The organism is Massilia sp. IC2-477 (genome assembly GCF_020707265.1).
Classification (GTDB): domain Bacteria; phylum Pseudomonadota; class Gammaproteobacteria; order Burkholderiales; family Burkholderiaceae_D; genus Telluria.
In genome coordinates this window covers 37,744-54,556 of the sequence record NZ_JAJFEQ010000010.1, presented here as the reverse complement: position 1 = coordinate 54,556, position 16,813 = coordinate 37,744, and the positions used below count along the sequence as shown (strand labels likewise).

Annotated in this window: 13 protein-coding genes; 8 read left to right on the top strand and 5 right to left on the bottom strand. The window is 67.5% G+C overall.

Annotated features, from left to right (window positions below; translation table 11 throughout):
* The first annotated feature begins 13 nt into the window (after positions 1 to 13).
* The 4 genes from tssK to tagF are packed head-to-tail and all read left to right on the top strand — an operon-like array spanning position 14 to position 6,865.
* A complete protein-coding gene (tssK, locus tag LK542_RS19245) occupies positions 14 to 1,345 on the top strand; it encodes a type VI secretion system baseplate subunit TssK (protein ID WP_227813194.1) in 1,332 nt (443 codons plus the stop codon).
* Positions 1,346 to 1,363: 18 nt separating this feature from the next.
* On the top strand, positions 1,364 to 2,677 hold the full coding sequence (gene icmH, locus LK542_RS19240; RefSeq protein WP_227813193.1) for a type IVB secretion system protein IcmH/DotU: 1,314 nt from the start codon (positions 1,364 to 1,366) through the stop codon (positions 2,675 to 2,677).
* 19 nt (positions 2,678 to 2,696) lie between these two features.
* A complete protein-coding gene (gene tssM, locus LK542_RS19235) occupies positions 2,697 to 6,227 on the top strand; it encodes a type VI secretion system membrane subunit TssM (RefSeq protein WP_227813192.1) in 3,531 nt (1,176 codons plus the stop codon).
* Entirely contained in the window at positions 6,224 to 6,865 is a 642-nt protein-coding gene (tagF, locus tag LK542_RS19230; protein WP_227813191.1) for a type VI secretion system-associated protein TagF, read from the top strand. The genes tssM and tagF overlap by 4 nt, the downstream gene beginning before the upstream one ends.
* Here tagF and LK542_RS19225 read toward each other — a convergent pair.
* From LK542_RS19225 to LK542_RS19210, 4 genes are read right to left on the bottom strand one after another with little or no spacing between them, the layout of a single operon-like run.
* On the bottom strand, positions 6,854 to 7,966 hold the full coding sequence (locus LK542_RS19225) for an aldose epimerase family protein (protein ID WP_227813190.1): 1,113 nt from the start codon (positions 7,964 to 7,966) through the stop codon (positions 6,854 to 6,856). The genes tagF and LK542_RS19225 overlap by 12 nt on opposite strands.
* Positions 7,956 to 8,792: a PP2C family serine/threonine-protein phosphatase gene (locus tag LK542_RS19220; RefSeq protein ID WP_227813189.1), complete on the bottom strand. Its 837-nt coding sequence runs from the start codon at positions 8,790 to 8,792 to the stop codon at positions 7,956 to 7,958. The genes LK542_RS19225 and LK542_RS19220 overlap by 11 nt, the downstream gene beginning before the upstream one ends.
* A gap of 47 nt (positions 8,793 to 8,839) precedes the next feature.
* Positions 8,840 to 10,006 (bottom strand): GAF domain-containing protein, encoded by a 1,167-nt coding sequence (locus LK542_RS19215; protein ID WP_227813188.1) that lies wholly within the window; start codon positions 10,004 to 10,006, stop codon positions 8,840 to 8,842.
* Positions 10,003 to 10,959, bottom strand: a complete 957-nt coding sequence (locus LK542_RS19210; RefSeq protein ID WP_227813187.1) for a serine/threonine-protein kinase — start codon at positions 10,957 to 10,959, stop codon at positions 10,003 to 10,005. The genes LK542_RS19215 and LK542_RS19210 overlap by 4 nt, the downstream gene beginning before the upstream one ends.
* A gap of 137 nt (positions 10,960 to 11,096) precedes the next feature.
* Here LK542_RS19210 and LK542_RS19205 point away from each other — a divergent pair, with 137 nt between their 5' ends.
* From LK542_RS19205 to LK542_RS19190, 4 genes are all read left to right on the top strand, one after another.
* Positions 11,097 to 11,660, top strand: a complete 564-nt coding sequence (locus LK542_RS19205) for a DNA-3-methyladenine glycosylase I (protein ID WP_227813186.1) — start codon at positions 11,097 to 11,099, stop codon at positions 11,658 to 11,660.
* Position 11,661: 1 nt separating this feature from the next.
* Positions 11,662 to 13,314, top strand: coding sequence for an FAD-dependent 5-carboxymethylaminomethyl-2-thiouridine(34) oxidoreductase MnmC (gene mnmC / locus LK542_RS19200; RefSeq protein ID WP_227813185.1), 1,653 nt, complete (start codon positions 11,662 to 11,664; stop codon positions 13,312 to 13,314).
* Positions 13,315 to 13,428: 114 nt separating this feature from the next.
* On the top strand, positions 13,429 to 14,118 hold the full coding sequence (locus tag LK542_RS19195; RefSeq protein ID WP_227802807.1) for a sensor histidine kinase KdpD: 690 nt from the start codon (positions 13,429 to 13,431) through the stop codon (positions 14,116 to 14,118).
* The gene (locus LK542_RS19190) at positions 14,115 to 15,821 is read left to right on the top strand and encodes a response regulator (RefSeq protein ID WP_227813184.1); all 1,707 of its coding nucleotides are present in this window, start codon (positions 14,115 to 14,117) and stop codon (positions 15,819 to 15,821) included. Before LK542_RS19195 ends, LK542_RS19190 begins: the two co-directional genes overlap by 4 nt.
* Before the next feature lie 3 nt (positions 15,822 to 15,824).
* Here LK542_RS19190 and LK542_RS19185 read toward each other — a convergent pair whose 3' ends face one another.
* Positions 15,825 to 16,724, bottom strand: coding sequence for a LysR family transcriptional regulator (locus tag LK542_RS19185; protein WP_227813183.1), 900 nt, complete (start codon positions 16,722 to 16,724; stop codon positions 15,825 to 15,827).
* Positions 16,725 to 16,813: the final 89 nt, after the last annotated feature.

The following is a 16,813-nucleotide window of genomic DNA, read 5'->3' as shown; positions in this document are numbered from 1 at the left end:
AGAACGGAAGCTTATGTCCTGGAATAGCAAAGTCATCTGGTCGGAAGGCATGCTGCTGCAGCCGCAGCACCTGCAGCAGCACGACCGCTACCTGCACAACACCCTCGAGAACCGCGTCGTCGGCCTGCGTCCTTATGCCTGGGGCTTTACCCGGCTGGCGATCGACGAACAGCTGCTGGCCCAGGGCAAGCTGGCCCTGCTGGCGTGTTCCGGCGTGCTCCCCGACGGCACCACCTTCAACCTGCCGCAGGACGATGCGCTGCCGGCGCCGCTCGACATCCCCGAGGATGCGCGCGATGCGCTGGTGGTGCTGGCGCTGCCGCTGCGGCGCCAGGGCATCGTCGAGACCGACGGCAACACCGGGCCGGACAACTTTGCGCGCCACCGCCCGGTGGACTACGAGGCGATGGACAGCAATGGCCTGGATAACAGCGCCCTGATGCAGGTCGGCAGCCTGCGCCTGCGGGTATCCCTGGAGAAGGACGCGGCGAATGCCTACGCCACGCTGGGCATTGGCCGCGTGGTCGAGCGCCGTCCGGACAACCGGGTAGTGCTCGATCCTGCCTACTGCCCGCCGTGCATGGACTTCCGCGCCGCGCCGCGCTTATCAAGCTTCGCCGATGAACTGGTGGGCCTCCTGAACCAGCGCGCCCAGGCCTTGGCCGGGCGCCTGAGCCAGCCCGGCGTGGCCGGCGCCGCGGAGATCGTGGATTTCCTGATGCTGCAGCTGCTCAACCGCAGCACGCCGCTGTTCGCCCACCTGGCCGGCGCCACCGGCATCCATCCGGAACGCCTGTACGGCGAACTGGCCCAGCTGGCCGGCGAGCTGGCGACATTCAGCCGGCCCGACAAGCGCGCCACGCCGTATCCGGTGTATCGCCACGAGCGCCTGAGCGAGAGCTTCGCGCCGCTGATCGAGGACGTGCGCGCCGCGCTGTCGATGGTGGTCGACACGCGCGCCCTGGCCCTCACGCTGGAAGAGCGCCAGTTCGGCATCCGGGTGGCGGTGCTGCCCGATCCGGAGCTGCTGCGCTCCGCGACCTTCGTGCTCGCGGTGAATGCGCACATGCCGCCTGAAGCGGTGCGCAGCGGTTTCCCGGCCATGGTCAAGATCGGCTCGATCGAGAAGATCCGCGACCTGGTCAACCTGCAGCTGCCGGGCGTGGCCCTGCGCGCGCTGCCGGTGGCGCCGCGCCAGCTGCCCTTCCACGCGGGCTACACCTATTTTGAACTCGACAAGACGGGCGAGAACTGGAAGATGCTGAACAATTCCGTCGGCTTCGCGATGCACATCCCGAACGAGTACCCAGGCCTGCAGATGGAATTCTGGGCGATCCGCAAATAAGGCCGTGAAGGACCGACCGTGAGCGCCGAACAACCGAGCAATCCGATGCAGGACCCCGACCGCACCATGCTGATGCCGGCGCCGGGCGGGCGCCGCACGCCGTCCGCCAGCCCCGCGCCGACAGCGGCGCCGCCGCGCGCTGGGGCTCTTGGTCCAGCCACGCTGCACGGCGAGGGCCTCAATCCCCTGGTGCGCGCCGCCAATCCGCTGCTCGACCTGGTGACGCCGCTGCGCAGCATGGCCTCGCACCCGGACGTCGAGAGCCTGCGCATGCAGCTGGTGCAGGCCATCAAGGCCTTCGAGGCCCAGGCCAGGGCGGTCCAGGTCCAGCACGACCAGATCGCCGCCGCGCGCTACGCACTGTGCACGCTGCTGGACGAGACCATCTCGTCCACGCCCTGGGGCGGCGGCGGGGTCTGGGCCAGCCGCAGCCTGCTGGTGGCCTTCCACAACGAAGCCTTCGGCGGCGAGAAGTTCTTCCTGATCCTGCAGAAGCTGTCGCAAGACCCCAAGAACAACCTGCCGGCGCTGGAACTGATGTACCTGTGCCTCGCGCTCGGCCTGGAAGGGCGCTACCGCGTGATCGACAACGGCCGCTCGCAGCTCGAACAGCTGCGCGAGCGCCTGCAGCAGCTGATCGCCCAGCAGCATGCCCCCGTGGAATCGGAACTGTCGGTGCGCTGGAAGGGCGCCAGCGGCAAGGGCGAGCCGCTGTGGCGCATGGTGCCGGTGTGGATTCTCGCTGCCGTCGCCGCCGGCCTGCTGGTGCTGCTGCACATGCTCTTCGGCTACCGCCTCGGCAACGCCTCCGACCCGGTCTTCGCCAGCCTGTTGTCGCTCAAGACCGCGCAGGCGCCCATTCCTCAAGCTTCGCCGCCGAAACCGGGACCGGCGCGCATCGCCGGCTTCCTGGCGCGGGAAGTGGAGCAGAAGCTGGTGACGGTGGTCGAAACCGCCGACCGCTCGGTCGTGACCCTGCGCGGCGACGGCGTGTTTAGCCCGGGCAGCGGCGAGGTCTCCGGTGCCTACCTGACGCTGCTGGCGCGCATCGGCGAAGCCTTGAAGGCGGTGCCGGGCAAGGTGGTCGTCGTGGGCCATACCGACAACACACGGCCGGGCATCTCCGCCCACTTCCCGTCGAACTACGAGTTGTCCAAGGCCCGTGCGCATTCGGTACGCGACCTGCTGGCCGAGCGCGCCGGTCCGGAGGAGCGCTATAGCGTCGAGGGGAGGGGCGACACCGAACCGCTGGCGAGCAACGACAGCCCCGCCAACCGCGCCAGAAACCGCCGCGTCGAGATCACCCTCCTGACGCCGGCGACGGCGCCATGAAAAACTGACGGTAACCGCAATGAAAAAGTTCTTCAAGTGGCTGGTCAAGCCCCCGGTCCTGGCCTTCCTGGGCGTGCTGCTGCTGTCGCTCGTCATCTGGTTCGAAGCGCCGCTGCTGTCCTTCGACGGCAGCGCGCCCTTCGCTTCGGATAGCGTGCGCTGGACCTTCATCGCCGTGCTCATCCTGGCCTGGGCCGCCTGGTTCGGCTGGCGCAAGCTGCAGGCCCACCTGGCCAACCGGCGCCTGATGAAGAGCATGGCGGGCGAAGACGTCCCTGCCGCGGCGCCCGTGCCGGAAGAGGGCGCGCTCGAGGTGGCCCAGCTGAACAAACGCATGCAGGAAGCGATCGCCATCCTGCGCAAGAGCAAGGGCAAGGACGGCAGCAGGGGCGGCCTGTACCAACTGCCCTGGTACATGTTCATTGGCGCGCCCGGCTCCGGCAAGACAACGGCGCTGACCCATTCGGGCCTGAAGTTCCCGCTGGCGGACACCCTGGGCAAGGGCGGCGTCAAGGGCGTCGGCGGCACCCGCAACTGCGACTGGTGGTTCACCGACGAAGCCGTGCTGCTGGATACCGCCGGCCGCTACACGACCCAGGACAGCCATTCCGAGGCGGACAAGGCCGCGTGGACCGGCTTCCTGCAGCTGCTGCGCAAGCACCGCCGGCGCCGTCCCATCAATGGCGTGATCGTCACGCTGTCGGTATCCGACCTGCTGCAGGGCGACGATATCTGGCGCGCATCGACCGCCGCCGCGGTCCGCGAACGCATCAAGGAACTGCACGAACAGCTGGGCGTACGCTTCCCGGTGTACGTGCTGGTGACGAAGTGCGACCTGCTGGCCGGCTTCGTCGAGTACTTCGACAGCCTGGGGCGCCAGGAGCGGGCCCAGGTCTGGGGCACGACCTTCGCGCTAGCCAAGGAAGAGGGAACGGACGCGGCCCTGGCCGCTTTCCCCGAGGAGTTCCGCCTGCTGGAACAGCGCCTGCAGGAGCGCGTGCTGGCGCGCATGCAGCAGGAACGCGATCCGTACAAGCGCGCCCTGGTCTACAGCTTCCCGCAGCAGTTCGCGGGCCTGGGCGAGGTGCTGGGCCGCTTCCTGAACGACGTGTTCGCATCCAGCCGGTACGAAGCCCAGGCCCTGCTGCGCGGCGTCTATTTCAGCAGCGGCACCCAGGAGGGCAGCCCGCTCGACCGCGTGATGAGCGCAATGGCCGCCTCCTTCGGCCTGGACCGCCAGGCGGTGCCCGCCAACGGCGCCACTGGACGCAGCTACTTCATCACCCGGCTGCTGCAGGAGGTGATCTTCCCGGAGGCCGAGCTGGCCGGCGTGAACCACAAGCTGGAACAGCGCCGCCGCCTGCTGCAATGGGGCGCCGTGGCGGGCATCTCGGTGCTGTTCGTGCTTGCCACGGGCGGCATGGTCACCAGCTACCTGCGCAACCAGGCTTACGTGGCCGACATGGCGGAACGCTCCGCCGCGATTGCGAAACAGGTGGCGGCACTCCCTCCGCAGGCGTCGCCGATCGAGCTGCTGCCGGTGCTGGACGCCGCGCGTACCCTGCCGGGCGGCTACGAAGACCGCGACAAGAGCGTGCCGCTTTTGAGTCGCTTCGGCCTGTACCAGGGCGACAAGCTCGGCGAAGCCGCCCGCATCGCCTACCGCAAGCTGCTGCAGGACACGCTGCTGCCGCGCCTGCAGCAGCGCATGGAAGCCCAGTTGCGCCGCAGCGACGCCAACAACGCCGAGTACCTGTACGAGGTGCTGCGCGTGTACCTGATGCTGGGCGACCCCAGGCACTTCGACGCCGAATCGATCGCCGCCTGGGCCGCGCTCGACGACGAACGCAACCTGAAGGGCGCCAGCGAGGAACAGCGGGTGTCCCTGGCCGAGCACGAGCTCGCGCTGATGGAAAACTTCAGGCACGGACAGGCGATGCCCGAGCTCGACCAGTCGCTGATCGCCGACACCCGCCTGGCGCTGGCGCGCATGCCGCTGCAGCAGCGCGTCTACAACCGCATCAAGCGCCAGCTGATGCGCGAGAAGCTGCCCGAGTTCAGCCCCGCCAGCGCAGGCGGACGCGAAGCCGCCACCGTGTTCGTGCGCAAGAGCGGCGAACCGATCACGCGCGGCGTGAATGGCATGTTCTCGGTGGCCGGCTATGCCAAGTTCCTGGAAGCGAGCGACGAAGCGGTGGCCGACGTCGAAAAGGAGCGCTGGGTGCTGGCGCAGCAGGAAGCGTCCCAGGCCGACAACGAGGACCAGGTGCGCGCCGCAGTCATGCAGCTCTACTACGACGAGTACATCGCCCAGTGGGACGCGCTTCTCAATGACGTCACCGTGCGCTCCTTCGACAACCTGGAGCAGGGCGCCCGCATCACGAACCTGCTCGCCGGCGCAGATTCGCCGCTGCGTAAATTCCTGGTTGCGGCCGGCAAGGAGACGACGCTCGGCACGACCCAGGCGCCCAAGCTCCCATCGGCCGCGGCCAAGGTCATGGGCAAGCTGAACGCCTACAAGAAGAAGCTGGAAAGTGCGATGGGCAGCGCGCCTGACGCGAACGCCGCGGCGGGCAAGGACGTCAATCCGGTCGACGCCCACTTCGAGGACCTGCACCGCATGACCACCGGTACGCCACCGCCGCTGGACCAGAAGCTGGCGATGCTGAAGGACGTCGCCATCTACATGGACAGCGCCGCCAGCGCCAAGCGCACCGGCACGCCGCCACCGCCGGGCGACGCGCTGGCCAAGGTCAAGCTGGAAGCCGACGGCGCTCCGGCACCGTTGAGCGGCATGCTGAAGTCGATCGACAGCGGCGGCGCCGGCCTGACCTCGGGCAGCGAGCGCGAGCGCCTGAACACGCTGTGGACCGCGGGCCCTGCCCAGTTCTGCCGCCAGGCCGTGGCCGGGCGCTATCCGGTTGTCCGCGCTTCAAACCAGGACGTTACCGCCGACGACTTCGGCCGCATGTTCGCCCCGGGCGGCCTGATCGACGACTTCTTCCAGAAGAACCTGGCGCAGTACGTCGACATGGGCGGTGCCCGCTGGAGCTGGCGCGCCACCGCCAATGACGGCTCGCTCGGCATCCCGCAGGGAACGCTCGACGAATTCCAGCGCGCCGCCCGCATCCGCGACGCCTTCTTCGCCAACGGCGGACGCCAGGCCTCGATGCGCTTCGACCTGAAGCCGGTGTCGCTCGACCCGAACATCGCCAAGCTGGTGCTCGATATCGATGGGCAGGTGTTGACCGCTGCGCCGAATGCGCTGGCGCCGGCTTCGTTCCAGCTCCCGAGCGGAAAGGGCAGTGGTCAGGTAAAGCTGGAGGTGACGCCCTCCAGCGCGCGTTCGAGCCTGCAAACCGAAGGTCCGTGGGCCTGGTTCCGCATGCTCGACAAGGCGGCTGTGGAGCCGACCCCGCAGGGGGAGCGCTATAAGGTCACCTTCGATGCCGACGGCCGCAAGGCCGGGCTGGAGCTAACCGCGAACAGCGTCGTCAACCCGTTCCGCCGTGCGGTGCTGGAACAGTTCCGCTGCGTGGACAAGCTGTGACGGGCTACTTCGGCAAGGTCAGTACGCATGGGGATTTCGTCAGCCGGCGCTTGCCGCAGCATCTGGTGCAGGCCTGGGATGGGTGGCTGCAGGAATGCATGCAGGCCAGCCAGGATAAACTGGGCGCTGCCTGGCTGGAGCGCTATCTCACCAGTCCGGTGTGGCGTTTTGCGATCGCGCCCGGGGTACTGGGGGCGGAGGGACTTGGCGGGGTCATGATGCCGAGCGTGGACCGGGTAGGCCGTTATTTTCCCCTCATGCTGGGAGCACCTGGAGCGCCTCCCTTGCTGGATTGGTTCAATGACCAGGCCGCGTGGTATGACGCGCTCGAAGATCTGGCGCGGGAGTCGCTGGACCCCACGTTCACCCTGGAGCGCCTGGAAAGTGTTCCGGAGCCGGCACTCGCGATTACTTCTCCGGCTAGCTCGGGACTGGCGTGGCGCTTGCCCCTCGATAAAGAGGTGATCGCCCCGATTGCGAATGTCGCGTTGCAGGGGCACAGCCTCTGGTGGTCGGAGGGAGGGCCTTCTGTCGAGGCCTCCATGCTGGTATGCCGGGGAATGCCGCCAGCACAGGCATTTGCCGCCATGCTCGACGGGCGCTGGACGGCGTCGAACTGGCGGCTGTCAGAAGCCTGACGGTTTGCTGCTGAACCGGAAGGTGGTCGTACTGTGCAGCGGTGCATGCGGCCGGACGACTGTCGTGGGAAATGCAGGGATATTCGGGCTGTTGGGGAAGTGCTGCGTTTCCAGCGCCAATCCGCCACCCTTTTGCAAGGGGCGTCCCTCGGTGTCGCGCATGTTGCCGTTCCATCCATTGGCGGAAAAGACGACGAGGCCCGGTTCCGATGTGAATACTTCCAGGACGCGGCCCGACACCGGATCCTTCAGAGTCGCTGCGTGCTTCCCGTTCAGGACAAACGTGTGATCCAGTCCATTATTCGTCTTGATGACCTCTTCACTCGAGTTGGCGATTGAGCCCAGGTTGCGGCCGGTGCGCACATCCATCGCGCCGGCAACAGGAGCGATCTGTCCGGTCGGCACACGCTTGGTGTCCGTCGGCAGCCACTTGTCCGCATTCACCTGCAGGACCTGCCCATAGACGTCCGGCGCGTCGGAGAGATTGAAGAACGCGTGATGGGTGAGGTTGATGACCGTTGGCTTGTCCGTCGTCGCGGTGTAGTCGATACGCAGGTCCGAGTCCACGACGCGAAACTCGGCTTTCACCTGCAACTTGCCCGGGAAGCCGTTCTCCCCATCGGGGCTGGTCAGGGATAGATCGACGCCGCACTCAGCGGCGGATGAAGTCCACAGCCGGCTGCCGAATCCGCCCGGCCCTCCGTGGACTGTCAGGCCATCCGGCCGCGTAACGAGGTCGTAACGCTTTCCGTCGAGCGTGAATCCGCCGTTGTTGATCCGTCCCGCAAACCGCCCAATGATCTTCGAGAACGTCGCATTACTCTCATAGTCGGACAGCTTTTCGAGGTTGCGTACGACGTTCCGGACCTTGCCCTCGCGATCGGGCACTTTAATGGCGTGGATGATCCCGCCATAGTCCAGGATCGTGGCTTCGATACGCGCGTTGCGGACGGTATAGGCGGTAACGGTTTCGCCGGAAGACAGTACGCCGAAAGGGCGGGATTCGACACTGCAGTTCGACACCGATGACGGAGGGCTTGCGCAAGCCGCCAGTGTGGTGGCAAGGAGAAGCGCACACGCTGTTTTCGTTTTAATACCCATCTGCCAATGCTAACACCGCCGTGATGTTATCCCGGCTTCCGTGCGACTTGGCGAGCGCCACCAGCTCCTCGCAGCAGGCATCCAGCGACTGCGCCGACGCCCGCTCCAGGACCGCCGCGATCGCGCCGTGCGGCGTATTCCCATAGAGCCCGTCACTGCACAGCAGGTACAGATCCCCGCGTTTCACCTCGCAGACCTTGACGTCGGGCGCCACGGCCGCCGTCGGCCCGATCGCCTGCAGCAGCAGGTTGCGCGGCGGCAGGTCGTCGCACACGCCGGCTTCCAGGGCCTGCTGGTACAAGGTCTGGTCGCGCGTCAAGATGGCCAGCTCGCCGGCGCGGTAGCGGTAGATGCGGCTGTCGCCCACATGGAAGATGGCTAGCGGCCCGTCCGGCATCCACTGCCAGAAGCCGCTCAGGGTGGTGCCCATGCCGGCGCCTTCGCCGTGGCCGTTGCGAAGGTTGGCCCCATAGACTTCGTCGTTGGCATGATCGACCGCCTGGTGCACGGCCAGCACGGCGCACATGTGTTCGTCCTGCCAGGTGGCGTCGGGGTCGAGCATCGTCCCGTGGGCGGGGAGGGCGCAGCGGAAGGGATCGGCGCTGCGCAGCGAGGCGCGCAGGGAGTCGAGGGCCAGGTGGGCGGCGACTTCTCCGCCGTCGTGGCCGCCCATGCCGTCGGCCACCGCGACGATGCGCAGCTCGGGATCGATCAGGAAGTTGTCCTCGTTCGACTGGCGCACCAGGCCGACGTCTGTGAGTCCGTAGGCCGAGCCGAAGGCGAGGCGGTGATAGATGCTCGGGGTGAGCTGGGTCCAGGTACTCATCGGCTGGTCTTGTCGTTGTATGCCAAAGTGAATGACGTCATCCTGACTCAAGGTAGTCGCATGACGCCGCTGACGGTGAAGCGGATTTCGCCGGGCCGCTCGCCCGGTGCGGTCTCGATGCGCAGGTCGCACAAGCCCTGTTGGTGGCTGCCGGCGACCAGGGAGGCGACAGCGTTCACCAATTGCGACTGCTGCGCGGCGCCCAGCCTTGCTGCACCGACGGGCGGCCCGAAGTAGTGGTCGAGCATGGCGCCGAAGTCGCGCCGGGTGGTCACGCAGTACACCGGGCGCGCATCCGGGAACATGGCGGCGATGCTGCCGCCGGTCCTGGCCTGCTCGGGATCGACGCAGGCAACGTAGACGCCGTTGTCGTTGCGCGCCACCGGCAGCCATTGCTGGCGCTCTGCGATCGCGCGGTCCATCAGGCCGATCAGCTCCGTGGGCACGCGCCGTTCCGGGTGGTGGCTGAGGTAGGGCACGGCGAAGTGGTCGGCCAGCGCCCGTCCGACCACCGGGAGCTTGAGGCGGAAGTCGTCGATCAGGACGTCTTCGATGTCCTGGCCGCTGGCGCGCGCGTGCTGCAGCGCCTGTTCGACCTGGCCGCGCGGCAGCACCGTGTCGCGGATGGCGCCGGCGAAGCCGCCGCGCTCGCGCACTTCTTCCTGGCTGCGCTGGGCAAAGGCCACCGCCAGCGTTTCGCACAGCGAGCTTGCGCCTTCGACCACGGTGGCGGAAAACGCGCCGCCGAGCAGGTTGTTAATCAGCTGGAAGACGCCGATGACCTGGTCCGCATGGAGGATCGGGATCACCAGCATCTCGCGCGTGCGGTAGCCGGTGCGGCGGTCGACGCCGCGCTGGAAGCGCAGGTCGGGCGCGTAGCGGTGCAGTTCGTCCTCGTCGTAGACGTCGTGCAGGTTCAGGGTGCGGCGCGACAGGGCGGCGTAGCCGGCCACGCTCAGCGCGTTGATCGGCAGGCGCAGCTGGCGGAACGAAGACAGGCCGGTCTTGACCTTCGAGACCAGACTGGCCTTGTCCTCGCCGACCACGTAGATGCTCAGGCGGTCGGCGCCGAACAGGCTGCAGATGCCGCCCGAGACGTCGAGCATGATCTCGTCGATGTGGGCGGTAGCGTGGATCTGGGTCGTCAGCTGCTGCAGCTGGCGGAAGAACGCGCTGCGCCTGCCGGGATCCGTTTCCCAGGCCTGGGCGCTCATGAGGCCACGCGCGGCGCCAGCACCGTGGCGTCGGGGTCGCCGTCCAGCGCGGCAGCAGAGGCCAGGTTCCACACCGGTGCCGGCGGCGGCGGCGCCGCCTGCGAGAGGCTGTCGCCGTTCAGTGCACGCTGCAGGTCGTCGCGGAAGGCAAAGGCAGTGGGGTAGCGGTCTTCCGGCCGCTTGGCCAGGGCACGCATGACGATGCGGTCGAAAGCGGGACTCAGGAGCGGATTGAGCACGCTGGGCGGCACCGGCTGGTCGTACAGGATCTTCTGCTGGACGGCGAACACGCCGCTGCCGCGGAACGGACGCTCGCTGGTGAGGAACTGGTACAGGATGATCCCGGCCGCGAACAGGTCGGACTGCGGGCCGACATGCTGGCCGGTGATCTGCTCGGGCGACATGAAGCTGGGCGTGCCGACCATACCGGCATCGGTCTGGTCGACGTTGACGGCGGCCATGCGCGCCACGCCAAAGTCGGTCAGTTTCACGCGCAGGTCGTGGCTCAGCATGACGTTGGCCGGCTTGACGTCGCGGTGGATCACGCCATGCTGGTGGGCGTAGCCGAGGGCCGCCAGGAGCTCGCACATCATGCGCACCGCATCCTCAAGCGTGAAATCGAGGTGGAAGTCCTGGGTCATGTCGAAGTAGGCGGCCAGCTCTTCGCCGCGCACCAGTTCCATCACCATGTAGGCGACGCCGTTCTCTTCGCCGAAGTCGTAGAGCGTGACGATGTGCGGGTGGTTCAGGCGCGCGACCGCCTGCGCCTCCTGGATGAAGCGCGCCGAATAGGAGGCGCGCAGCTCGCTGTCGGCCAGCGCCGCGGTGGAGATTACCTTGATCGCCACTTGCCGGTCCAGGCGCGGGTCGCGTCCTTCATACACCAGTCCCATGGCGCCGCGCCCGAGTACCCGCACTACCTGGTATCTGCCAAACTGGGTCGGTTCGTTCATGGACTGAAGGACGAGAAGCTTGCAATGGAGATAACGCGAGTGTAAATCAATCATCCCTGCTTGACGCCGCGGCAGGCCAAAAAATCGTTCGAAATGACACATTTTTGCCAAGGCGCGGCGCGGTTTATACTGGCGCCATGAACCAGACCCGCTGCAGCTGGGCCAACATGGCCAACCCCCGCTACATCGCCTACCACGACCATGAGTGGGGCGTGCCCTGCCACGACGAGACCACTCTGTTCGAGATGCTCAACCTCGAAGGCGCCCAGGCCGGCCTGTCGTGGGAGACCATCCTGAACAAGCGCGACAACTACCGCGTGGTCTTCGACGGCTGGGATGCGGAAAAAATCGCCCGCTACGACGACGCGAAGGTGGCCGAACTGCTGGCCAATCCCGGCATCGTGCGCAACCGCCTGAAGGTGGCGGCCGCCATCACCAACGCGAAAGCTTACCTGGCGATGCGCGAGCAGGGCCACACGCTGGATGCCTACCTGTGGGGCTGGGTCGACGGCAAGCCGATCGTCAGCAGCTGGCCGGACGGCGTGCGCCCCGCCAAGACCGAGCTATCCGACCGCATCTCGAAAGACCTGGCGAAGTGCGGCTTCAAGTTCGTCGGCTCGACCATCATTTACGCCTACTTGCAGGGGATCGGCGTGGTGAACGATCACGACAAGGCCTGCTTCTGCTACGCAGGGCACTGACATGGACGTACGCGCACACTGGCGCGGCCGCGATCGCTACACGGTCTTCGACACCTCCTACGGCGACGGGACCCGCGCGCGCGCGTTGCAGGAGGCCTGGCGTACGGACCCGCAGCAGCCGGCGCGACTGCACATCGTGGCGCTTGCGAACGATCTGCTGCCGGGTTTTCACCGCGTTCCGCAGATTGACCCGCGCCTGACCTTGACTCTGCTCGCAGGGCCGCTGGAGACGGCACTGGCGCAGCTGAGCGCCCAGCCCGATTACGTTCGCCTCGATGGCGTGCAGGGCGCCGGCTTTGCCCGTTCGCTGGCGCGCATTGTGGCCGCCGGCGCGCAGCTGGAAGCCGAGGATCTGGATGCCGAACAGCGCGCTGCCCTGCAGGCCCAGGGTTTCGTCTTCAATGGCGAGACCAATCAAGCGGTGTTCGCCAGCCGCAAACCGCGCTTGCCGGTGCCGCCCGTGCCCGCGCGCCGCGCCATCGTGGTCGGTGCAGGCCTTGCCGGCTCCGCCGCCTGCGCCAGCCTGTGCGCGCGTGGCTGGCAGGTGACGCTGGTCGAGCGTCATCCCGAGCCGGCGATGGAAGCCTCGGGCAATCTGGCCGGCATCTTCATGCCGCTGCTCTCGCGCGACGACAACATCCCGACCCGCCTGACCCGGGCGGCCTACCTGTACGCGCTGCGCGCCTGGCGCCAGCTGGGCGGCATCGGCGCGGCCATCGAGGGCCAGGCCTGCGGCGTGCTGCAACTGGCGCGCGACGCCAGGCATGCCGAGGTCTCGCGCAGCATCGCGCAGGAGGCGCACTACCCGCCGGAGTTCGCCCGCTGGCTGGAACGCCTCGAGGCCGAAGCCCTGCTCGGGCTACCCGCCCCTGGCGGCGGTTGGCTGTTCCCGCAAGGCGGCTGGGCGCGGCCCGGCAGCGTGTGCCAGGTGATGCTGGACGCCTGCGGCGAGCGGCTGGTGCGCCGCTTCGGCGTCGGTACCGTCAACCTCGAACGCGAAGGCGAGGAGTGGTTGGTGCGCGGCGAGGATGGCCAGGTGGTGGCAGGGGCGCCGACTGTGGTACTGGCCAACGGCGCCGGCGCACGCAGCCTGGCGCAGTCGCGCGAGCTGCCCCTCAGTGCGCTGCGCGGGCAGGTGACCCATCTGGCGAGCAGCAGCGTCCCTGCCTTGCCGCTGGTGCTGTGCCGCGAAGCCTATCTGACGCCGGCCGCGGGCGGCATCACCTGCGCCGGCGCCACCTATGACCTGGACGGCGATCCGCAGCTGCGCGCTTCCAGCCACCTGGAGAATATCGAGCGCCTGCGCGGCCTGGTGTCCGACCCCGCTGCCGCCGAGGGGGCGCCACTGGCGGGACGCGTGGGCTTCCGCTGCGTGGCGCCAGACCGCCTGCCGCTGGTCGGCCGCCTGCCGGACTTCGCGGCTGCCGGCGCTACCGAGCGCCTGCGCGATGTGGCGCGCCATCCGGGACTGCATGCGCTGCTCGGCTACGCATCGCGCGGCTTGATCTGGGCGCCGCTGGCGGCCGAACTGCTGGCGGCGCAGCTGGAAGGCGAGCCCCTGCCGCTGGAGATGGCGCTGGTCGATGCGCTCGACCCGGCGCGCTTCGTGCTGCGGGCGCGCCGCAGTCCGCGAGGGCCGCAATCCGCCGAATAAGCCGGAGTGGTGTTGTTACGGCGCAATAAGTGACTTTCCGCCAGAAAGTGTCAAATGGCCGGCGGTATAATTGACGCACGGTAACTTTTAGCGGCCAATGCCCTGGCCAATCCGATGGAAGATCCACATTCGCCCCTGTCCATGTTCCTTGCGTCGACTGCGCACGACATGAAGAATTCGATCAGTGTCCTGTCCGGCACGCTCGAGCGCCTGCTCGACGACGCCTCGCCGGAGACGGAGAAGGCGTATCCGCAGATGGCGCAGATGCTGTACCAGACGCGCCGCCTGAACGACAACCTGATGCAGCTGCTGGCGCTGTACAAGCGTGTCGGCACCTCCGAGTATCCCTTCGATGTGCAGCCGCTCGAAGTCGGCCAGCTGGCCGAGCAGGTGGTGGCGGTCGAACGCGTGCTGCTGGAGTCGCGCTCGATCGCGCTCGACCTGGACATCGATCCCGAGCTGGTGTGGCACTTCGACGAAGACCTGATCGTCGGCGTCGTCTCGCATGCGGTGAACAATGCCGTGCACTACACGCGCGACCGGATCCTGCTGGCCGCCCGCGAGCGCGACGGCTGGCTCGAAATCCGGGTCGAGGACAACGGCGCCGGCTTTCCGGCCGCCCTGCTGGAAGCGGGCAACGCCATGGCGAGCGGCGTGAACTTCCTGACCAACAGCGCGGGCTTGGGCCTGCATTTCGCGCGCGAGGTCGCGCGCATGCACCGCCACCGCGAGCGTAGCGGCGCCATGCGCCTCGAAAATGGCGGCCGCCTGGGCGGCGGCTGCTTCATCCTGACGCTGCCATGAGCGCCGTCCTGAGCGCCATGGCGCCCCAGCCCAGCGAGCAGGTCGACTGGGCGTCCAAGAGCTACCTGGTGGTCGACGACTTCGTCGGCATCCGCCAGCTGCTGCGCGAAGCCCTGCGCAGCCTCGGTGCGCGCAACATCGACCAGGCCTCCAGCGGCGGCGAAGCCATGGGCCTGCTGAACAAGATGCGCTACGACGTGGTGCTGTGCGACTTCAACCTGGGCGAGGGCAAGAATGGCCAGCAGGTGCTGGAAGAAGCGCGCATGCGCAACCTGCTGCTGCCCTCGAGCGTGTTCCTGATGGTGTCGGCCGAGAAGAGCGTCGAATCGGTGATGGGCGCCGCCGAGCACCAGCCGGACGCGTATCTGGTCAAGCCGATCACCGAAGGCGTGCTGCTCACGCGCCTGAACCGGGTGTGGCGCAAGAAGCAGGTGTTCAGTCTGATCGACCAGGCCTATGCCGAGAAGGACTACCTGCGCGCGGCGCGCCTGTGCGACGAGCAGATCGCGGTGAACAAGGTGCACGAGATCGACCTGCTGCGCATGAAGGCGCGCCTGATGGAGAAAAGCGGCGAACCCGCGCGCGCACGCGAGACCTACGAGCGCGTGCTGGCGCAGCGCGAATACCAGTGGGCGCGCGCGGGCCTGGCCAAGATCCGCCTGGCCGACGGCGAATTCGAGCAGGCGCGCCAGATGTTCCAGACCGTGATCGCCGAGAACCGCTACTACATCGACGCCTACGACCAGCTGGCCCTCAGCTACCAGAACATGGGCAAGCATGAAGAGGCGCTCGGCATCCTGGAGCGCGCGGCCAAGCTGTCGCCGAACTCGGTGCCGCGCCAGCGCAACCTTGGCCAGGCCTGCCTGAAGCTGGGGAACGTCGGCATGGCCGAAAAGGCTTTCCGCAAGTGCATCGCGATCGGCGAGTACTCGATCCGCAAGACGCCGGACGCCTACCTGGGCCTGGCGCGCGTGTGCGGCTTGAAGAACGACCCGAAGGAGGCGCTGCAACTCTTGATCACGGCGCAGCGCGAGTTCGGCGCCGAGCACCCGGACCTGGAACTGCGCACCAAGATCACCGAAGGCCTGGTCTACCACGAGAGCGGCGACTACCGCCGCGCGCGCAAGGCTGGCGACGAACTGGAAGCGCTGCTGCAGGCGACGGGCGAGCGGCCGGACGTCGCCACCTGCATCGAGATGGCGACCCTGCTGTTCGCGGTCGGCGTCAAGGAAGCGCCGGTCGACCTGCTGTGCTACGTGATCCGCAACAACCATGACAACACGCTGCTGCACGACGAGGTGCAGGCGATCTTCGAGAAGGCGCGCATGGGCGAGGAGGGCGAAAAGCTGATCCGCGGCGCGCGCAAGGAAGCGATCGACCTGATGAACCAGGGCGTGCTGCTGTGGAAGACCAACAAGCTCGCCGAAGCGGTCGAATGGATGCGCAATGCACGGGCGGCTCTGCCGCACAATGTGCGCATCCTGTTCAACTCGGCGCAGATCCTGATCTCGCACATGCAGCAGCGCGGCTACAGCCTGGCCCTGCACGACGAGGCGCACGGCGTGCTGTCCCACGTCGACCGCCTGCAGCCGGGCCAGCAGCGCTTCGCCCAGCTGATGGAGCAGTTGCTGCTGCTGGCGCCGAAGCTTGACGCGCCCGCGGACGCGCAAGGGCCGGACACGGACGCGGAACAGGCCGCCTGACCGTCAGGCGTCGTTGCGGATGAAGTCGACGAAGGCGCGCAGCGGCGCCGGCAGCAGCCGGCGTCCCGGGTAGTACAGGTAGGGACCGGAGAACCTGGGCCACCAGGCTTCCAGAACCGGTTCCAGCTCGCCGCGTTCCATGTGCGGACGCAGCCAGTCCTCGAACAGATAGACGATGCCGGTGCCGGCGCGCGCGACATCGACCATCAGGTCGACAGCGCCGCCGATCTGCACCAGCAGCGGTCCGCGCGGCTCGATCGTCACCACTTCGTCCCCGTGCTGGAACTGCCAGTCGATCTGGGCGCCGCTGGGAAAGCGCCCGCGCAGGCAGGCGTGCTGGAGCAGCTCGCGCGGATGCGCGGGCCTGCCATGACGATCGAGGTAGGCGGACGATGCCGCCGCCGCAAAGCGCTGCACACGCGGACCGATCGGCACCGCTACCATATCCTGTTCCAGCCGCTCTTCGTAGCGAATGCCGGCGTCGCAGCCGGCGGCGATCACGTCGACGAAGCTTTCCTCGGTGATGACTTCGACCTGGATCTCGGGGTAGCTGGCGAGAAAACGCGGCAGGATCGCGGGCAGTACCAGGCGCGCGGCACTGACGGGCACGTTGATGCGCAGGGTGCCGGCCGGACGCTCGCGAAAACCGTTAACGACGTCAAGGGCGCTTTCAACTTCGCTGAACACCGGTTCAAGCCGCGCCAACAGGCTGCGCCCGGCTTCAGTCGGCACCACGCTGCGAGTGGTCCGGTGGAGCAGGCGCAGGCCCAGTCGCGTTTCCAGCCGCCGCACGGCGTCGCTCAGCCCGGAAGCGCTGCTGTCGTTCAGGCGCGCCGCATCGCGAAAGCCACCGGCGCGCGCCACCGCCACGAAGGCGGAAAGGTCTCCCAAGTCGATCTTCATTGTCCGTTTTTTCGTACAGCCCATCCAGACTATACCGGATTGTCCGGCAAGTCGTCCCGGCTTATCGTGTCTTCACTGTCAACCAACAA

Bases quoted from the DNA above. Each gene is read 5' to 3' on its own strand.
- tssK (WP_227813194.1), top strand. From the start codon at position 14: ATGTCCTGGAATAGCAAAGTCATCTGGTCGGAAGGCATGCTGCTGCAG.
- tssM (WP_227813192.1), top strand. From the start codon at position 2,697: ATGAAAAAGTTCTTCAAGTGGCTGGTCAAGCCCCCGGTCCTGGCCTTC.
- LK542_RS19225 (WP_227813190.1), bottom strand. From the start codon at position 7,966: ATGGGTATTAAAACGAAAACAGCGTGTGCGCTTCTCCTTGCCACCACA.
- LK542_RS19220 (WP_227813189.1), bottom strand. From the start codon at position 8,792: ATGAGTACCTGGACCCAGCTCACCCCGAGCATCTATCACCGCCTCGCC.
- LK542_RS19215 (WP_227813188.1), bottom strand. From the start codon at position 10,006: ATGAGCGCCCAGGCCTGGGAAACGGATCCCGGCAGGCGCAGCGCGTTC.
- LK542_RS19210 (WP_227813187.1), bottom strand. From the start codon at position 10,959: ATGAACGAACCGACCCAGTTTGGCAGATACCAGGTAGTGCGGGTACTC.
- LK542_RS19205 (WP_227813186.1), top strand. From the start codon at position 11,097: ATGAACCAGACCCGCTGCAGCTGGGCCAACATGGCCAACCCCCGCTAC.
- mnmC (WP_227813185.1), top strand. From the start codon at position 11,662: ATGGACGTACGCGCACACTGGCGCGGCCGCGATCGCTACACGGTCTTC.
- LK542_RS19195 (WP_227802807.1), top strand. From the start codon at position 13,429: ATGGAAGATCCACATTCGCCCCTGTCCATGTTCCTTGCGTCGACTGCG.
- LK542_RS19190 (WP_227813184.1), top strand. From the start codon at position 14,115: ATGAGCGCCGTCCTGAGCGCCATGGCGCCCCAGCCCAGCGAGCAGGTC.
- LK542_RS19185 (WP_227813183.1), bottom strand. From the start codon at position 16,724: ATGAAGATCGACTTGGGAGACCTTTCCGCCTTCGTGGCGGTGGCGCGC.